This window comes from Dyella nitratireducens (genome assembly GCF_014642835.1).
GTDB lineage: Bacteria > Pseudomonadota > Gammaproteobacteria > Xanthomonadales > Rhodanobacteraceae > Dyella_B > Dyella_B nitratireducens.
In genome coordinates, this window is record NZ_BMJA01000001.1 from 2,145,351 (window position 1) to 2,161,201 (window position 15,851).

15 protein-coding genes are annotated in these 15,851 nt (G+C 58.9%); 5 read left to right on the forward strand and 10 right to left on the reverse strand.

The features are described 5' to 3' along the window. Positions 1-65: 65 nt before the first annotated feature. The 4 genes from gyrB to dnaA form a co-directional block, all read right to left on the reverse strand. Positions 66-2,480, reverse strand: a complete 2,415-nt coding sequence (gene gyrB / locus IEX75_RS09875) for a DNA topoisomerase (ATP-hydrolyzing) subunit B (RefSeq protein WP_188794032.1) — start codon at positions 2,478-2,480, stop codon at positions 66-68. A gap of 75 nt (positions 2,481-2,555) precedes the next feature. After that, positions 2,556-3,635 (reverse strand): DNA replication/repair protein RecF, encoded by a 1,080-nt coding sequence (gene recF / locus IEX75_RS09880; protein WP_188794033.1) that lies wholly within the window; start codon positions 3,633-3,635, stop codon positions 2,556-2,558. A 92-nt stretch (positions 3,636-3,727) separates the two neighbouring features. Further along, the gene (gene dnaN, locus IEX75_RS09885) at positions 3,728-4,828 is read right to left on the reverse strand and encodes a DNA polymerase III subunit beta (protein ID WP_188794034.1); all 1,101 of its coding nucleotides are present in this window, start codon (positions 4,826-4,828) and stop codon (positions 3,728-3,730) included. 238 nt (positions 4,829-5,066) lie between these two features. Then, positions 5,067-6,410, reverse strand: coding sequence for a chromosomal replication initiator protein DnaA (dnaA, locus tag IEX75_RS09890; RefSeq protein ID WP_188794035.1), 1,344 nt, complete (start codon positions 6,408-6,410; stop codon positions 5,067-5,069). A 180-nt stretch (positions 6,411-6,590) separates the two neighbouring features. On the opposite strand from dnaA, the gene rpmH reads away from it, so the two are divergent. The 4 genes from rpmH (at position 6,591) to mnmE (ending at position 10,279) form a co-directional block, all read left to right on the forward strand. Continuing rightward, a complete protein-coding gene (gene rpmH / locus IEX75_RS09895; protein ID WP_007510029.1) occupies positions 6,591-6,725 on the forward strand; it encodes a 50S ribosomal protein L34 in 135 nt (44 codons plus the stop codon). A gap of 12 nt (positions 6,726-6,737) precedes the next feature. Continuing rightward, positions 6,738-7,118, forward strand: coding sequence for a ribonuclease P protein component (gene rnpA, locus IEX75_RS09900; protein ID WP_188794036.1), 381 nt, complete (start codon positions 6,738-6,740; stop codon positions 7,116-7,118). Positions 7,119-7,179: 61 nt separating this feature from the next. After that, the gene (gene yidC, locus IEX75_RS09905) at positions 7,180-8,868 is read left to right on the forward strand and encodes a membrane protein insertase YidC (RefSeq protein WP_188794037.1); all 1,689 of its coding nucleotides are present in this window, start codon (positions 7,180-7,182) and stop codon (positions 8,866-8,868) included. A gap of 58 nt (positions 8,869-8,926) precedes the next feature. After that, entirely contained in the window at positions 8,927-10,279 is a 1,353-nt protein-coding gene (mnmE, locus tag IEX75_RS09910; RefSeq protein WP_188794038.1) for a tRNA uridine-5-carboxymethylaminomethyl(34) synthesis GTPase MnmE, read from the forward strand. Between the two features lie 8 nt (positions 10,280-10,287). On the opposite strand, the gene rbsK is transcribed toward mnmE, so the two are convergent. Continuing rightward, a complete protein-coding gene (gene rbsK, locus IEX75_RS09915) occupies positions 10,288-11,181 on the reverse strand; it encodes a ribokinase (protein ID WP_188794039.1) in 894 nt (297 codons plus the stop codon). Between the two features lie 120 nt (positions 11,182-11,301). Beyond that, complete coding sequence (locus tag IEX75_RS09920; RefSeq protein ID WP_188794040.1) at positions 11,302-11,766, reverse strand: hypothetical protein; 465 nt, start codon at positions 11,764-11,766, stop codon at positions 11,302-11,304. A 166-nt stretch (positions 11,767-11,932) separates the two neighbouring features. Between IEX75_RS09920 and IEX75_RS09925 the strand changes: the two genes are divergently transcribed. Continuing rightward, positions 11,933-12,619 carry a glutathione binding-like protein gene (locus IEX75_RS09925; protein ID WP_188794041.1) on the forward strand — a complete coding sequence of 229 codons (687 nt, stop codon included), beginning with the start codon at positions 11,933-11,935 and terminating at the stop codon, positions 12,617-12,619. A 116-nt stretch (positions 12,620-12,735) separates the two neighbouring features. On the opposite strand, the gene IEX75_RS09930 is transcribed toward IEX75_RS09925, so the two are convergent. From IEX75_RS09930 to IEX75_RS09945, 4 genes are all read right to left on the reverse strand, one after another. Further along, positions 12,736-13,350, reverse strand: coding sequence for a hypothetical protein (locus IEX75_RS09930; protein WP_188794042.1), 615 nt, complete (start codon positions 13,348-13,350; stop codon positions 12,736-12,738). A gap of 99 nt (positions 13,351-13,449) precedes the next feature. After that, positions 13,450-14,790 carry an ATP-dependent protease ATPase subunit HslU gene (gene hslU / locus IEX75_RS09935; RefSeq protein ID WP_188794043.1) on the reverse strand — a complete coding sequence of 447 codons (1,341 nt, stop codon included), beginning with the start codon at positions 14,788-14,790 and terminating at the stop codon, positions 13,450-13,452. A gap of 78 nt (positions 14,791-14,868) precedes the next feature. After that, on the reverse strand, positions 14,869-15,402 hold the full coding sequence (gene hslV, locus IEX75_RS09940) for an ATP-dependent protease subunit HslV (protein ID WP_188794044.1): 534 nt from the start codon (positions 15,400-15,402) through the stop codon (positions 14,869-14,871). Positions 15,403-15,511: 109 nt separating this feature from the next. Beyond that, positions 15,512-15,844 carry a GlpM family protein gene (locus IEX75_RS09945; RefSeq protein WP_188794045.1) on the reverse strand — a complete coding sequence of 111 codons (333 nt, stop codon included), beginning with the start codon at positions 15,842-15,844 and terminating at the stop codon, positions 15,512-15,514. Between the last annotated feature and the right edge of the window lie 7 nt (positions 15,845-15,851).

The following is a 15,851-nucleotide window of genomic DNA, read 5'->3' on the forward strand; positions in this document are numbered from 1 at the left end:
GCGTTAGTGCAATAGTTGTCGCTGCAACGTGCCGCGATGTTCGCGACACGTTGTCTACAGGTGAATCAGACGTCGAGGTTGGCTACCTTCAACGCGTTGGCTTCGATAAAGTCGCGCCGCGGCTCGACTGCCTCACCCATCAGCATCGAGAACATCTGGTCCGCTGCAATGGCATCTTCGATACCGACCTGCAGCATGCGGCGTGTTTCCGGATTTACTGTGGTTTCCCACAGCTGTTCCGGGTTCATCTCGCCCAGACCTTTGAAGCGCTGGATGGTGCGCCCTTTCTTTGCTTCTTCCAGCAACCAGACGCGCACATCGGCAAAGCGGATGACGCCACGTGATGCATTGCCACGACGGACTACAGCGTCTGCCTGGATCAGCCCAGCCAGTTGCTGGCTGATGGAGAGAATCGGTCGGAATTCGGAGCCAGCGAAGAACGGTTGCGGCAGCAGCCAGGTGTGGTTGAGGCCATGTTGCTCGCGCACGACTTCGATTGCGGCCGGTTGTTCACCATGAGCAGGGCGGAACGACAAGCGATAACGGGGCTTGCCTAGGCCGCTGGAAGCAAGATTTTGGGTGATGCCATCCAGCCACGTTTGCATGGCGGTCGCATTATCCCAGTACTGCGGCTGGATGGGTTGGTGCTCAACCATGGCCGTCAGGACGTTAGCGTCAAAACGATGTCCCAGGCGTTCGATCTGATCGAGCGCTGTCTGGTAATCGCGCAATAGTTTTTCCAACGCTTCGCCGCTGATGGACGGGGCGTCAGGGCTGCATTGCAATCCAGCGTTATCGACCGCATTGGAAATCAGATATGCGTTAAGTGCTGCATCGTCTTTCAGATACAGCTCCTGCTTGCCTTGCTTGAGTTTGTACAGCGGCGGCAAGCCGATATACACATGGCCGCGCTCGATCAGGTCTGGCATCTGACGATAGAAGAAAGTCAGCAACAGCGTGCGGATGTGCGACCCGTCTACGTCCGCGTCGGTCATGATGATGATGCGGTGGTAGCGCAGCTTGTCGGGGTTGTAGTCCTCTTTGCCAATGCCGGTACCCAGGGCAGTGATCAGCGTCCCGACCTCGGCGGAGGAAAGCATCTTGTCGAAGCGCGCTTTTTCCACGTTGAGGATCTTGCCTTTCAGAGGCAGTACGGCCTGCGTCTTTCGGTTGCGGCCTTGCTTCGCCGAGCCTCCTGCGGAGTCACCCTCGACCAGGAACAGCTCGCACAGCGAAGGATCCTTTTCCTGGCAATCGGCCAGCTTGCCCGGCAAGCCGGCGATATCGAGTGCGCCCTTGCGGCGGGTCATCTCGCGGGCCTTGCGTGCGGCTTCACGTGCACGCGCTGCATCTACCACCTTGACAGCGATGGCTCTGGCTTCGTTGGGGTGCTCAAGCAGGAAGTCACCGAGCTTTTCATAGACCACCTGCTCTACCACCGTCTTCACTTCGGACGAAACCAGCTTGTCCTTGGTTTGCGAGGAGAACTTCGGGTCAGGCACTTTCACCGACAGCACTGCGATCAGGCCTTCACGCATATCGTCCCCTGACAAGGTGACTTTGGCGTTTTTAGCCAGTCCTTCCTTCTCGATGTAGGCCTGGATGGCTCGTGTGAGTGCAGCACGAAAACCGGTTAGATGGGTGCCGCCGTCGCGCTGCGGAATATTGTTGGTGAAGCAGAACATCGTCTCCTGGTAGGAGTCGGTCCACTGCATCGCCAGATCGACCGTGATCGCATCCTGCTGGGCGGTGAGGCTGATCACGTTCGGGTGCAGTGCGGTCTTCAACTGCGCCAGGTGCTGTACGAAAGATTTGATGCCGCCCTCGTAGGCGAAGGTATCGCTGCGCCCTTCCCCGCGCTCATCACGCAGATCGATGGTGACCCCGGAGTTGAGGAAGGCTAGCTCGCGCAGACGCTTGGCGAGTATTTCGTAGTGAAACTCGATGTTGGAGAAGGTTAGCGGACTGGGTTGAAAGCGCACGGTGGTGCCACGGCGTTCCGAAGGGCCAATCTGCTTAACCGGATACTGAGGTTCGCCCAGCTTGTATTCCTGATGATATTCGTGGCCGTCGCGATAGATGGTCAGCCAAAGATGATCGCTGAGCGCATTCACCACGGACACACCCACGCCGTGCAGACCGCCCGATACTTTGTACGAATTCGCATCGAACTTGCCGCCAGCGTGCAATACCGTCATCACGACTTCAGCGGTGGAACGTCCCTCTTCCGGATGCATGTCAACCGGGATGCCGCGGCCATTGTCCTGCACGCTGACGGAACCATCGTCGTGAATGGTCACAATGACGTGATCACAGTAGCCAGCCAAGGCTTCGTCGATGGAGTTATCGACGACTTCGAACACCATGTGGTGGAGGCCGGTGCCGTCATCGGTATCGCCGATATACATGCCTGGGCGCTTGCGCACCGCTTCGAGGCCTTTGAGTACCTTGATGCTGTTCGAATCGTAGGATGCGTTCATGCAATAACCATGTTCCGACGCCAGTAATCCGCCCGGTGCGGCGCCATGAAGGCCGGGCTGGATGCAACCGATCAATTATAACAGGGGCGTCAATTGGCCCTGTTCCACGTGGAACATCCTGATGGGCTGATGCTCCAATACCCTTGGTAATTCCGTACCGGAAATGAGCACCTGGGCGGGAGTCGCACGTAAGCTGTTGACCACGGCAGCCTGATGAACCTGATCAAGCTCTGACGCCAGATCATCCAAGCAGACGATGGGCCACTCACCACGATGCCTTGCATCCAACCAAGCCTGCGCAAGTACGCAAACTAGGGCCGTTAGCTTCTCCTGGCCTCGGGAAAGATGCTCCCGTTGCGGGGCGAGTTGGAAGGATATGGACCAGTCCGCTCGATGCACACCTGACGTCGTGTGTCCCCTACTCTGGTCTCTAAATCGTTGAGAAGCCAGTACCCCTGCCAGATCCTCATTCTCAGCCCAGCCGCAGCGATAACGAAGCTCAACATACCCCAGCTCCGGCAGAAGCAGCGCGGCTTGCTCCTTTAGAAAGGGCAATAGCGCGTCGAGATAGGCCCGGCGCCATTGATCTATCAATGCGCCTGTCCGGCCCAGCTCCACCTCCCAGGGTACGATCAAACTCTCGTCAAACGCCGGCCCAGCGCGTAACAAGCTGTTGCGCTGCTTAAGCGCCCGTTGATAGCGCCGCCAGATAACCAAGAATTCGTGTTCCACGTGGAACACGCCCCAATCTAGGAAACGCCGCCGCTCCTCTGCAGCACCTGCTATCAACGCATGAGATCCGGGTTCAAAGCAGACAACCACACACTCTCGAATCAGCTCACCCAGGGGAACATCCGCCCCGTCGAGTCGGCCATCCCAGCGAGCACCTTCCCGCCCCAATCCCAGACGATGAGCTATACCGTCATCGTGCCGCACGACTGAAAAAATATTTAAACCGACCTCTCCCCTTTGCACCAGCGCTTCCCTCGCCCCACTGCGGAATGAGCGCCCGTGCGACAACAGGAAGGCGGCCTCGAGGACCGATGTCTTACCCGCTCCGTTTGCGCCAACCAGGACGTTAAACCCAGGCGCCAGCTCCAGATTCAGATCGCTAACGCACCGCAATTTCTGCAAATGCAGACGCTCAAGTCTCATGAACCCCTAAGCTCTCAAACGAAGACGCCGGAGCTTAAGGCTCCGGCGTCGTGAAGGCAGCAAATGCCTGTAGGTCACCATGAACTGCCAGGTCAGAGCCGCAACGGCATGATCACGTGGCGTGACTGCTCGTTTTCGTCCTCTTGTACTAGACAGCTTGATTGGGCGTCCCGGAGACTCAGCCGCGCCTTCTCGCCACGTAATGCAGCTAAGGCGTCAAGCAAATAACCAACATTGAAGCCCACCGTCAGATCCGAAACTCCAGTATCTGCCTCGACCTCTTCCACAGCTTCTTCCTGCTCTGGATTGTGCGCAACAATTCGAAGCTTGCTTGGCGAGAACTCAAGCTTCACACCACGGTATTTTTCGTTTGAAAGAATCGCCGCACGTTGCAAAGCACCACGCAGCACTTCGCGATCGAGCGTAGCGCGCTTATCTGCACCCAGCGGTATCACCGCTTCGTAATCCGGGAAGCGCCCGTCGATTAATTTGGAAGTGAATACCACCTCGCCACGGCGCACTCGCAGATGATTGCGTCCAAATTCCAGCTCAACAGAACCGTCGCCAGATTCAAGCAAACCAATCAGTTCGTTCACACCTTTACGGGGAATGATGATCTGGCGTCGCGCTGAAACCTTGCTCTCCAAATGCGTTTCCTTCAACGCAAGCCGATGGCCATCTGTCGCCACACAGCGCAGTGCATGTTCCTGCAGATCCAGCAACATCCCATTGAGGTAATAACGAACATCCTGGTTAGCCATCGCGAACGCGGTACGTTCCATCAGATCGCGTAACACCTCTTCCGGAAGGCTCACGCGTTCGACCAACTCGATTTCATCGATCGTCGGGAATTCGGTTGCCGGCAACGTGGCCAAGGTGAAGCGACTGCGGCCTGCATTCAACGCGACACGATCGCCGTTCTGCTTCAACTCGATCTTCGCACCATCCGGCAACGCACGTACGATGTCGAACAGCTTACGCGCGGGAATAGTGGTTTCACCGTCCACCAGCTTTTCGGCCTCGGTGGCGGCAACCATTTCGACCTCTAGGTCAGTCCCGGTAAAAGAAAGCTTGTCGTTACCGACTTTGACCAGAAGATTGGCGAGTACCGGCAACGTCTGACGACGCTCCACCACTCCGACAACCTGCTGCAAGGGTTTAAGCAGCGCTTCTCGTTGGATGCTGAATTGCATGTTTGTGCTTTCCCTATCTGCAGTTCTGTTTTTAAAAGAAGAGTGGTAGTAGCAGTTGAGCCCGTGGATAACTTGAAAACCCTAAATTATCCTTCTTTGACAAAGGGTTACAGAAATCTCCCTTGTGCCCTAAATACCTCGCGACTTGTGCATCGCCAGTGGATAACTTTGGCGCGTCAAGACGTCTTCATATTATCCACAGGATACCCGCCCGGTTTTCAAGCGCTTCTTCAACTTATCAACCGGTGAGTGTGCGAATGAGCTGTTCCCAATCCTGGCGCATGCGCGTGTCGGTCTCGCACAACTTGCGAATGGTGCGGCAGGCGTGCAGCACGGTCGTATGATCGCGGCCGCCGAAGGCTTCGCCGATCTCAGGAAGGCTGTGCTCGGTGAGTTCCTTGGACAACGCCATCGCGATCTGGCGCGGCCGTGCCAGTGAACGTACACGCCGTTTGGAAAGCAGATCCTGCAGGCGAACGCCGAAGTACTCAGCAACAATTTTCTGGATGTTTGGCACCGTTACCGCTTGCGCATGCGTCGCGAGCAGATCGCGCAGCGTTTCCTCCGCAAAATCGGTGGTGATTGGCCGGCCATAGAAATTGGCGCGGGCTGCGAGTGTGTTGAGTGCACCTTCCAGGTCACGAACGTTGGAGCGGATGCGCTTGGCCAATAGCATGGCCACGTCCTCGCTTACCTTCACGCTCTTGTCGTGGGCCTTTGCCAGCAGAATCGCCGCACGCGTTTCGAAATCCGGCGGTTCGATCGCCACCGACAATCCCCAGCCCAAGCGCGACTTCAAGCGCGGCTCGAGTTTGTCCACTTCTTTGGGATAACGGTCGCACGTCAGAATGATTTGCTGCTTGGATTCGAACAGGGCGTTGAACGTGTGGAAAAACTCTTCCTGCGTCGTATCTTTGCCGGCGAAGAACTGAATATCGTCGATCAGCAACGCGTCCACGGAACGGAAGCGCCGCTTGAATTCATCCATGCTCTTGGTACGTAAAGCCTCGATCATCGAACCCACGAATTGCTCCGAGCGCAGGTACAGCACCTTGAAGCCCGGATTGTGCTCACGCATCAGGTTGCCCGCGGCATGCATCAAGTGCGTCTTGCCCAAGCCGGTACCGCCGTACAAAAGCAGTGGGTTGTATGCACGCCCTGGATTCTGGGCCACCTGCATCGCAGCAGCTTTGCCCAATTGGTTGGACTTACCTTCAACAAAGGTTTCGAAGGTGTAGTGGGGGTCCAGGTTGTGGTGGAAATTCAGTGCCGCAGCTTCGGCCACGCCGGCCGAAGGAGACGGCTTGGGGGGAGGAGTGTGGCGGCCGTTCACCGGAGCGATGGCACTTGAGCCCACCTCGAGACGCACGAATAGACTCTGGCCGCTCAGCAAGGTCAGCACGGCCTCGATCCGCGGCAGGTAACGGTCGCGAACGACATCCAACGTGTAGGGATTGGGCGCGTAAAGTTGCAATCCGTCGGCATCTTCGCGTGCCTGCAATGGCATCAGCCAGGTATGCAGGTCCTCGGCGCTCAATTCACCTTCAAGACGCTCGAGACAGCGCCGCCACAGATCACTCATGGATACGTTCAACCACAGCAGGGGCGCTTTCGCGCAGGGTGGACCGGGAAGTCTACCAGCACCAACCCAGTAACTATCCACATGGATATCCACAAGTTGTTGCCACGACTGCAATTGACACGGGGCAGTCTCCTTCCGCATAATTTCCAACCTTTTTCACCCATTCATTAGGAGGAAGCCATGAAGCGGACCTTCCAGCCCAGCAAGCTCAAGCGCGCCCGCACGCACGGCTTTCGTGCTCGTATGGCCACGGCCGATGGTCGCAAGGTGCTCAATGCCCGTCGCGCCAAGGGCCGCAAGCGCCTGATTCCGTAAGCGATCGCGCCGATGGTCACCGCCGGCCTACCGCGCGAGGCGCGGATTCGCCGAGCCGGTGATTTCGCGCTCCTGCGTCAAGCCAGCGGTCGCTTCGGCGGTCGCTGTTTTTCTGTGCGCTATCGCCAGAACGAAGTAGGACATGCCCGCTTGGGCCTTGCCATTTCCAAGCGGGTTTCCAAACGCGCTGTTGATCGCAACCGCATCAAGCGGCTGATACGCGAATCATTTCGCCGCGCCCGCCATGCGCTGCCCCCGGTCGACCTGATGGTAATGGCACGCGAACAGGCCTGTACTTTGCCCGGTACCGTGCTGTTGGCCGAGCTGGATGCCCTATGGCGCAAATTGCCGCCGTTGAAGCGCGAAGGCGACACCTCCACAATGGCGTGCTGATCTCCCTTCTTTCCGTCCCCCTGGCCCGCCATGGCGGGGCCTCTTCCTGGATCGCTACGCGATGAATCAAACGCGCACCTTCCTTCTCTTCGCCTTGCTGGCCGTTGCCTATCTATTGTTCCAACAATGGGAACAAGATTACGGCCCGCATCCGCCCACGCCAGCCGTCGCATCGAACAATGGTGCAAACGGCAGCAACAACGTACCAGGCGCGACCCCTACTATTGCGAGTGGCAATGCTGGTGAAACAGGAGCAAGCCAGCTCGTCACCGTCACCACCGACGTCTTGCGTCTGACCGTCGATACGCGCGGCGGCAGCATCGTGCGATCGGAACTCCTGCAGTACCCGGTCACGCCGCAGACGAAGAAGGAGCCCCATCCGGCTCCGATCCGCCTGCTCGATGACAGCGCCAGCGACTACTTCGCCGCACAGAGCGGCCTGGTCAGCGCGGACGGCGCCGCACCCGATCATCGCGCGATCTTCCAGGCGGCGCAGACCAGCTACGAGCTCGCATCAGGCCAGGATGTGCTGAACGTCGACCTCAGCTGGACCGATCCTTCCGGCGTCAAGGTGATCAAGCGTTACACCGTGCATCGCGGAAGCTACGTGGTTGATCTTGATCAGCAGATTGACAACGGCAGCAGCAAATCCTGGGATGGCAACGCTTACCACCAGCTACAACGCGTCGACCGTCCTGCGCCGGTGTACAGCAATTTCCTGCAGCGTATTTCTGATCAGTCGCGCTATGGCTTCTTCGGTGCTGCGTGGTACAGCCCGGATCAGAAATTCAACAAGCTCGCCTTCGACAAGTTCGAAAAGGAGCCGCTGGATAAAAGCCAGATCACTGGCGGCTGGGTGGCGATGATGCAGCAGTACTTCCTCGGCGCGTGGATTCCGCCAGCGAAGGAAGCCAGCACTTTCTCCAGTGCGGTAGTGAATGAAGCCGACGGCAAGCCGCGCTACGTCATCCGCAGCGTCAGCCCACAAATCAGCGTGGCGCCTGGCCAGCATGCCGATAACACGGCGCAGCTATACCTCGGCCCCAAACTGCCCTCCGAACTGGGTGCGATCGCACCCGGCCTGGATCTGACCATCGACTACGGCATGCTGAAAATCTTCGCCGAGCCGCTGCACTGGATTCTTGCCCAGCTCGACAAACTCACCGGCAACTGGGGTGTTTCCATCATCCTGCTGGTGCTGCTGATCAACTTGGCCACCTTCAAGCTGACGAATGCGCAGTTCGAATCGGCCAACAAGATGCGCAAACTCAAACCGCGCGTCGACGCACTGAAAGAACGCTACGGCGACGATCGCCAGAAGATGCAGCAGGCGATGATGGAGCTGTACAAGAAGGAGAAGGTAAATCCTGCCGCTGGCTGCTTCCCGTTGTTGATCACCATTCCGATCTTCTACGGCCTCTACTACGTACTGCGCGACAGCGTGGAACTTCGCCAGGCGCCGTTCTTCGGTTGGATCCACGATCTGTCGGCGGCTGATCCGTATTTCGTGCTGCCGATTCTCTACACCGTCGTGATGCTGGTGCAGCAGTGGGTGATGCCGGTGCAGCCCGGCATGGATCCTGCCCAGCAGAAGATGATGAAGTTCATGCCGCTGATGTTCGCGGTGATCTTCCTGTTCTTCCCGTCGGGCCTGGTGCTCTATTACGTGGTCAACGGCCTATGCCGTCTGCTACAGCAGTGGTGGATGATGCGGCGTGCCGATGCGGTACCGGCCAAGGCCGCGGCTTGAAGAAGTAACCTCGTGCGGGCGGCCAACAGGCCGCCCGCTGCGTTTATGCTGATACGCGATGACCACCGACGCTTCCCATCACGACACCATTGCAGCCATAGCGAGCGCACCGGGCGCCGCAGGCGTCGGTGTCGTGCGCGTCTCCGGTCCGCGCGCGCCTGCTATGGCACGTGTGCTGCTCGGCAGCGAACCTTCGCCACGCCAAGCGCACTTCGCTGCATTTCGCGATGCCAAGGGTGAACTGATCGATCGCGGCCTGCTGCTGTACTTCCCTGCCCCAGCCTCCTATACCGGCGAGCATGTGCTCGAATTGCAAGGCCATGGAAACCCGGTGCTGCTCGACGCGCTACTGCATCGTGTATGCGAACTCGGCGCGCGACTTGCGCGTCCCGGTGAATTTACCGAGCGCGCATTCCTCAACGGCAAGCTTGACCTTGCCCAAGCAGAAGCCGTCGCCGATCTGATCGCCGCAAGATCGCAAGCCGGTGCGCGCGCTGCGCTGAAATCGATGGAAGGAGTGTTTTCGCGCAAGGTCGATGCGCTGTTGCAAGCCATGATTGCTCTGCGCGTGCATATCGAAGCGGCCATCGATTTTCCTGAAGAAGAAATCGACTTCCTTGCCGATCCTGCCATCGCGCACAAACTGGATACCTTACGCTCGCAACTCGCCGATTTGCTGCGTGAGGCTCAGCGCGGTGTGCGCCTCAACGACGGCTTGCGCGTCGCCATCGTCGGCCGCCCCAATGCTGGAAAGTCGAGCTTGCTCAACGCACTTGCCGGCAGTGAACGCGCGATTGTCACCGACATCGCCGGCACCACTCGCGACGTACTGCGAGAGAGCATCACGCTAGACGGCATTGCCCTGGAACTGGCGGATACAGCCGGCTTGCGCGACACCCATGATCCGGTAGAACGCGAAGGTGTACGCCGCGCACACAACGAACGCGAACGCGCGGATGTCGTACTGCTCGTCACCGACGCGTATCACGCGAATGCCGACCTTGCATGGCTAAATGATCTTCCGTCCGGCGTCGAACGCATCATCGCCATCAACAAGATCGATCTCGATGATGCCAAGGCGCACACTGAAGAGCACGATGGCGCGAGGTGGCTATGGTTATCTGTCAAAACCGGCGAAGGCCTCGAATCACTCACGCATCAGCTCAAGCAACTAGCCGGTGCGGGCAGTGGCGAAGGTGCGTTCAGCGCGCGGCGCCGGCATGTATTCGCGCTTGAACAGGTTTCCGAACATCTGGATCGCACAGCGTACGTATTGGCTGATACACATGCAGGTGAATTGGCTGCCGAAGAACTGCGTCAGGCGCAACATGCACTCGGCGAAATCACTGGCACTTATACGAGCGATGATTTGCTGGGCGTGATCTTCAGTTCGTTCTGCATTGGCAAATGACCACCAGCCTAATGTTGTCGCGCCAGCAGTGCGTTGACTTCCGCCGGATGCGGCATGCCACCGCGAGCGCCAAGGCGTGTCACGGATAATGCCGCCGCCGCACAGGCCTTGCGTACAGCGACCGGCAATCCCTCATGCAGGAACACCGCGAAGGCTGCATTGAAGGTGTCGCCGGCACCGGTGCTGTCTACAGCTTCCACAGCAAAACCTGACTGATGCTGTGGTTCACCCTCTTCGCGGAACCATGCACCTTCGGCACCCCGTGTCAGCACCACGGGACATGGCGCGTCACGCATGAGACGGTGGAAATCCTCGGTAGGATCTGCACCGAGTAAAGTGGCGAGCTCATGCTGGTTGGGTGTGATGTAGCGCGCGAGCTTTAGCCACTCCACCGGCAGCTGCTGCGCAGGTGCAGGATTGAGAATGACCGGAACGTGATGAGCATGGGCAGTGCGCAGCGTGGCTTCCACCGTCTGCAGCGGAATTTCCATCTGCACCAGCACGGCATCCGCGCTTGCGATCAGATGTTGCGCCTTGATGACATGCGAAGGTAGCAGTTGCGCGTTGGCACCCGGCATGACGACGATTTCGTTCTCGCCACCGGCAACGGTAATGGACGCCGTACCGCTGCTGCAGTGTTCGATGATTGTGACGTGCGAAACATCCACATTTTCCTGCTTCAATCCATCGCGCAACGACTGTGCAAAGGCATCGTCACCCACGGCGCCGACCATATGCACGTCGGCGCCAAGGCGTGCGGCGGCGACGGCCTGATTGCCGCCCTTGCCGCCATGTACGGAAAGAAAGCGATCGCCGAGCAGCGTTTCTCCAGGTGCGGGAAAACGTGGCGCTACGGTGACCAAGTCCATATTGATGCTGCCGACGACGACGATGCGTGTCATGGAGGCTCTCGCAGAGACATGATTCGACTGCAAGAGCGTAAAGGCAGAACCGTGCTCAGCGGTAGCTCGCACAGTGATACGCACCGGCCTCATGCAGGTGCGTATCGTCCAGTTGTTGAATCAGTGGCTGTCGCTATCCGAACTGCCATCGGAGCCGCTGGCGGCATTCGGAGCGCCGTGTCCGTTCTGCCAGCGATTCTTCATGTTCTGCTTCATCTGCGCGTACTGCTTCTGCTGGTCGGGCGTGAGCAATGCATTGATCTGCGAGTCGGTGTCCTGCTGGATGGACCGCATCTTGGCCCGGCGATCCTGCTGCGACAGCGAGCTATCACCACGTGCGGTAGCAAGCTGTTGCTGGCGGTTTTGCAGTATTGCGGTGATCTTGGCGGTCTGATCGTCGTTCAGACCCAGGTGCTTGGCGAGCCGCGCGGCCTGCTTTTGCGGATCCGGAGCGCGGTGCTGTGGCGCGGATGCATTGTCGGAGCTGGCGGCGCTGCCGCTATCCTGTGCGACTGCAGCGGGTACGAAGCTCACGATGCTGAGCGCCAGGCCGAGCAGGGCAAAACGTGAGGCAATTCTGTTCATGAGTCTCTCCGGGTTCCTTGGGATAAAGCCGGCAGTGAATGGCCGGTCTTCAAGAAACGAGGAAGCTGGCGCACCGTTTACCAACGCCTTGTGGGTCTACCTTTCGCAACCTTGAAAGCCTTCGCCTCGACCCCGACGGTAAGACCTTTCCGCGCTGGAGCTGACCATGATCGAGCTGTATTACTGGCCTACACCCAATGGTCACAAGATCACTTTGTTGCTGGAAGAAGCCGGCCTGCCCTACACCATCAAGCCGGTGAATATCGGCAAAGGCGAACAGTTCGAACCGGCGTTCCTGAAGATCTCTCCCAACAACCGCATGCCGGCCATCGTCGACACACAGCCTGCCGACGGCAGCGAACCGGTCAGTGTGTTCGAATCAGGCGCGATCCTGCAGTATCTGGCCGAAAAGACGGGACGTTTCCTGCCCAAGAATCTGCGTGGTCGCGCGACCGTCATGGAGTGGCTGTTCTGGCAAGTCGGCGGACTTGGGCCCATGCTCGGGCAGAACCACCATTTCAATCGCTACGCGCCGGAGAAAATTCCTTACGCGATCGATCGCTATGTGCGTGAAACGCGGCGCTTATACGGCGTGCTGGACAAGCATCTGGATGGTCGCGATTTCATCGCCGGCAGCGATTACACCATCGCCGATATGGCGGCGTATCCGTGGATCGTGCCTTACGAAAACCAGGGCATGAAGCTGGAGGATTTTCCCCATCTCAAGCGCTGGTTCGAGCACATCCGGGATCGTGAAGCGACGCGTCGGGCCTATGCCATGGCCGATACCATCGAAGGCAGAACGGATTTGCGCACGGATGAGGAAGCGCGGCGGCATCTGTTTGGGCGCTAACGTAGATTGGGGTACAAACCCCGAGATGCGTGGTCAGGCATGGTGATGTTGGGGTTTGCACCCCAACCTACAAAAACGAGAAGCCCGCCATGTGGCGGGCTTTTTTCATGCAGCACTTAATGCGCCCGGCCCACGCCGGAATCACCTTGCAACAGCGGCGGCGGTGCACCGGCTACCGCGAGCAGGGATTGTGCATAGCCATCTTCCATCGTCACCGTGGAGACCTCGTCCCACGAAAAGAATGAGGGCTCGCGCAGCCACTCCGCATCGGGAGTGATCTCCTGCATGTTGAACCCATCTTCCTCGACGCTGATCAGGCGGCCGATGTAACAGACCTCCGATTCGTCCTCGCTATCCACATGCACGCCAATCACCGGCGCCATCGCACTGGCCGCTTGTATTACCTCGCGGATGTTGTCCAGCGGGAAGCTGCGGGGCAGGCGAGGTACCAGATTCTTCAGCACCAATGCTTTCTGCATGAAGTCATTGTGCTTGTCCGGCGCCTCCAGCTCGGTGATGTCGCGATGACGCATCACGTACATGCCGTCGTAGGTGACGCCGTCACCCACGACCCAAAGCAGGAAAAATTCACGGCCCACGCTGCCCACATAACCGCAGAAGCTGCCGTGTTCCAATTCGCCGCGCCATAGACGCACCAGCTGCTGTTTCTGCTGCGCTTCGCGGAGCTGCGCACGCGAGCCGGTGGCCTTTAGTTCAATGATCGTACCCATGACGAGAATTTTATCAGAGGGGGTTTGCCCGCTTGTTTACAGCGCGCTAACAGCTCTATGAAGGCAATAAAAACAATATGTTAGGTCAAAAACACAAGCTCAGAGGATATACCGGCTCAGATCCTCATCCTTGACCAGGCTGCCGAGGTTTTTATCGACATATTCAGCGTCAATCACATAGTTTTCGCCGGATTTGTCCGCAGCTTCATAGGAGATTCCCTCCAACAATCGCTCCATGACCGTGTGCAGGCGGCGGGCACCGATGTTCTCGGTGGTCTCGTTTACCTGGTAAGCCACCTCGGCCAGGCGGTCGATGCCGGATTCCTGGAAGTTGAGGGTGACGCCTTCCGTGCCGAGCAATGCCACATACTGCTTGGTCAGCGCGTTGTGTGGCTCACGTAGGATGCGCTTGAAGTCCTCCACCGAGAGTGCTGACAGTTCGACGCGAATCGGCAGGCGGCCTTGCAGCTCCGGAATCAGATCCGACGGCTTGGCCAGCGAGAACGCACCGGAGGCGATGAACAGCATGTGGTCGGTCTTGATCGGGCCGTACTTGGTGGACACGGTGGAACCCTCGACCAGTGGCAGCAGGTCGCGCTGCACACCTTCGCGACTCACGCCTGCACCACCCCACTCCGAGCGCTGCGCAATCTTGTCGATCTCGTCGATGAAGACGATGCCGTTCTGTTCGGCAGCTTCCACTGCCTGGCCACGGATTTCCTCGTCGTTGAGCAGCTTGGCGGCCTCTTCCTCGACCAGCAGCGGGCGCGCGGCCTTGATCGCCAACTTGCGCTTCTGTGTGCGCGCACCGCCCAGGTTCTGGAACATCTGGCGCAACTGCTGGCCCATCTCTTCCATGCCCGGCGGCGACATGATCTCCACGCCGACATTCGTCGCAACATCCAACTCGATCTCACGATCGTCCAGCGCGCCTTCGCGCAGCTGCTTGCGCAGCTTCTGGCGCGTGTCGCTTTCCAGCGACGATGCGGGCTCGGGATCATGCGTCCAGTCGGTCGGCGACATGCGGCGCGGCAGCAGCGCATCCAGCAGGCGATCCTCGGCACGGTCTTCTGCCTGCGAACGCACGCGCTTCATTGCCTGCTCGCGGGTGAGCTTGTAGGCGACGTCGGCAAGATCGCGCACGATCGATTCCACGTCTTTGCCCACGTAGCCCACTTCGGTGAACTTGGTCGCCTCCACTTTCACGAACGGTGCATTGGCGAGCGTTGCCAGGCGGCGCGCGATTTCGGTCTTGCCCACGCCGGTGGGACCGATCATCAGGATGTTCTTCGGCGTTACTTCTTCGCGCAATGCCGGTTCCAGCTGCATGCGGCGCCAGCGGTTGCGCAACGCGATGGCGACGGCGCGCTTGGCGTCGTGCTGGCCGATGATGTAGCGGTCGAGTTCGTTGACGATTTCGCGAGGGGTAAGTTCGGACATTGGTTTAAACCCAGAGAAAGCGGGATCAGGGAATAGGGAACGCGGATGTATAAAAACGACGGCGTTCCCGCGACTCCATCAAAGTTCTTCGATCGTGGTGTTGTGATTCGTATAGATGCAGATGTCGCCAGCGATCTTCAATGCGCGTTCCACGATGGCGCGTGCGTCGAGATCGGTGTTCTCCATCAAGGCAAGTGCAGCGGACTGTGCATAGGGTCCACCTGACCCGATGGCGATCAGGCCGTGTTCCGGTTCCAGCACGTCGCCATTGCCGGAGATCAGCAGCGAGGCGTCTTTGTCGGCCACGGCCAGCATGGCTTCGAGCCGACCGAGGCGGCGATCGGTACGCCACTCTTTGGCCATCTCGACGGCCGCGCGGGTGAGGTTGCCGCTGTGCTTGTCGAGCTTCTGCTCGAACAGTTCGAACAGCGTAAAAGCATCCGCGGTGGCGCCGGCGAAACCGGCCAGCACGTCGCCCTTGCCCAGGCGGCGGATCTTGCGTGCGTTAGCCTTCATCACGGTATTGCCCAGCGTGACTTGGCCGTCACCGCCGATCACGACGCGGCCGTTCCTGCGCACCGAAATGATGGTGGTGGCGTGGAAGGATTCCATGGAGGACTCCGTAAACAGGGAATTTGCCAGAAGTGGGGCCGCGTTGCGGGAATCCAAGCCGCTCGGCCCGCGCCTGGAGAGGCCGCGCTCTACCAGAACTTCGCCAAGCTCATTGCCGTTGCCACAGCAACACCGCCCCGGCAGCCGTGACGGTCCATACGAGCAGCGCCATCAACAGGGCCGGCACCAGTCGAAAGCGGTCGACCAGCCAATACAGGCTTGCGAGATAGGCCAGGTAGGGCACGACTGCCCACATGCCGAACAGGATGGTGGCTTTCAGATCACCTATACCGCGTTCGCTGCCGACGATGTAGTGCGCCATCAGCGCGAAGGTCGGGAACAACGGCAGCAAGCCGGCGATGTAGTAATTGCGCGTGCGTGACAGGAGTCCGATCAGCAGCACCATCAACGCACCGATGAGCGCCTTTGCAAGCAAGTTCATCGATGCC

Excerpts from the sequence above, each read along its gene's own strand:
- gyrB (WP_188794032.1), bottom strand. The coding sequence starts at position 2,480 with ATGAACGCATCCTACGATTCGAACAGCATCAAGGTACTCAAAGGCCTC.
- recF (WP_188794033.1), bottom strand. The coding sequence starts at position 3,635 with ATGAGACTTGAGCGTCTGCATTTGCAGAAATTGCGGTGCGTTAGCGAT.
- dnaN (WP_188794034.1), bottom strand. The coding sequence starts at position 4,828 with ATGCAATTCAGCATCCAACGAGAAGCGCTGCTTAAACCCTTGCAGCAG.
- dnaA (WP_188794035.1), bottom strand. The coding sequence starts at position 6,410 with ATGAGTGATCTGTGGCGGCGCTGTCTCGAGCGTCTTGAAGGTGAATTG.
- rpmH (WP_007510029.1), top strand. The coding sequence starts at position 6,591 with ATGAAGCGGACCTTCCAGCCCAGCAAGCTCAAGCGCGCCCGCACGCAC.
- rnpA (WP_188794036.1), top strand. The coding sequence starts at position 6,738 with ATGGTCACCGCCGGCCTACCGCGCGAGGCGCGGATTCGCCGAGCCGGT.
- yidC (WP_188794037.1), top strand. The coding sequence starts at position 7,180 with ATGAATCAAACGCGCACCTTCCTTCTCTTCGCCTTGCTGGCCGTTGCC.
- mnmE (WP_188794038.1), top strand. The coding sequence starts at position 8,927 with ATGACCACCGACGCTTCCCATCACGACACCATTGCAGCCATAGCGAGC.
- rbsK (WP_188794039.1), bottom strand. The coding sequence starts at position 11,181 with ATGACACGCATCGTCGTCGTCGGCAGCATCAATATGGACTTGGTCACC.
- IEX75_RS09920 (WP_188794040.1), bottom strand. The coding sequence starts at position 11,766 with ATGAACAGAATTGCCTCACGTTTTGCCCTGCTCGGCCTGGCGCTCAGC.
- IEX75_RS09925 (WP_188794041.1), top strand. The coding sequence starts at position 11,933 with ATGATCGAGCTGTATTACTGGCCTACACCCAATGGTCACAAGATCACT.
- IEX75_RS09930 (WP_188794042.1), bottom strand. The coding sequence starts at position 13,350 with ATGGGTACGATCATTGAACTAAAGGCCACCGGCTCGCGTGCGCAGCTC.
- hslU (WP_188794043.1), bottom strand. The coding sequence starts at position 14,790 with ATGTCCGAACTTACCCCTCGCGAAATCGTCAACGAACTCGACCGCTAC.
- hslV (WP_188794044.1), bottom strand. The coding sequence starts at position 15,402 with ATGGAATCCTTCCACGCCACCACCATCATTTCGGTGCGCAGGAACGGC.
- IEX75_RS09945 (WP_188794045.1), bottom strand. The coding sequence starts at position 15,844 with ATGAACTTGCTTGCAAAGGCGCTCATCGGTGCGTTGATGGTGCTGCTG.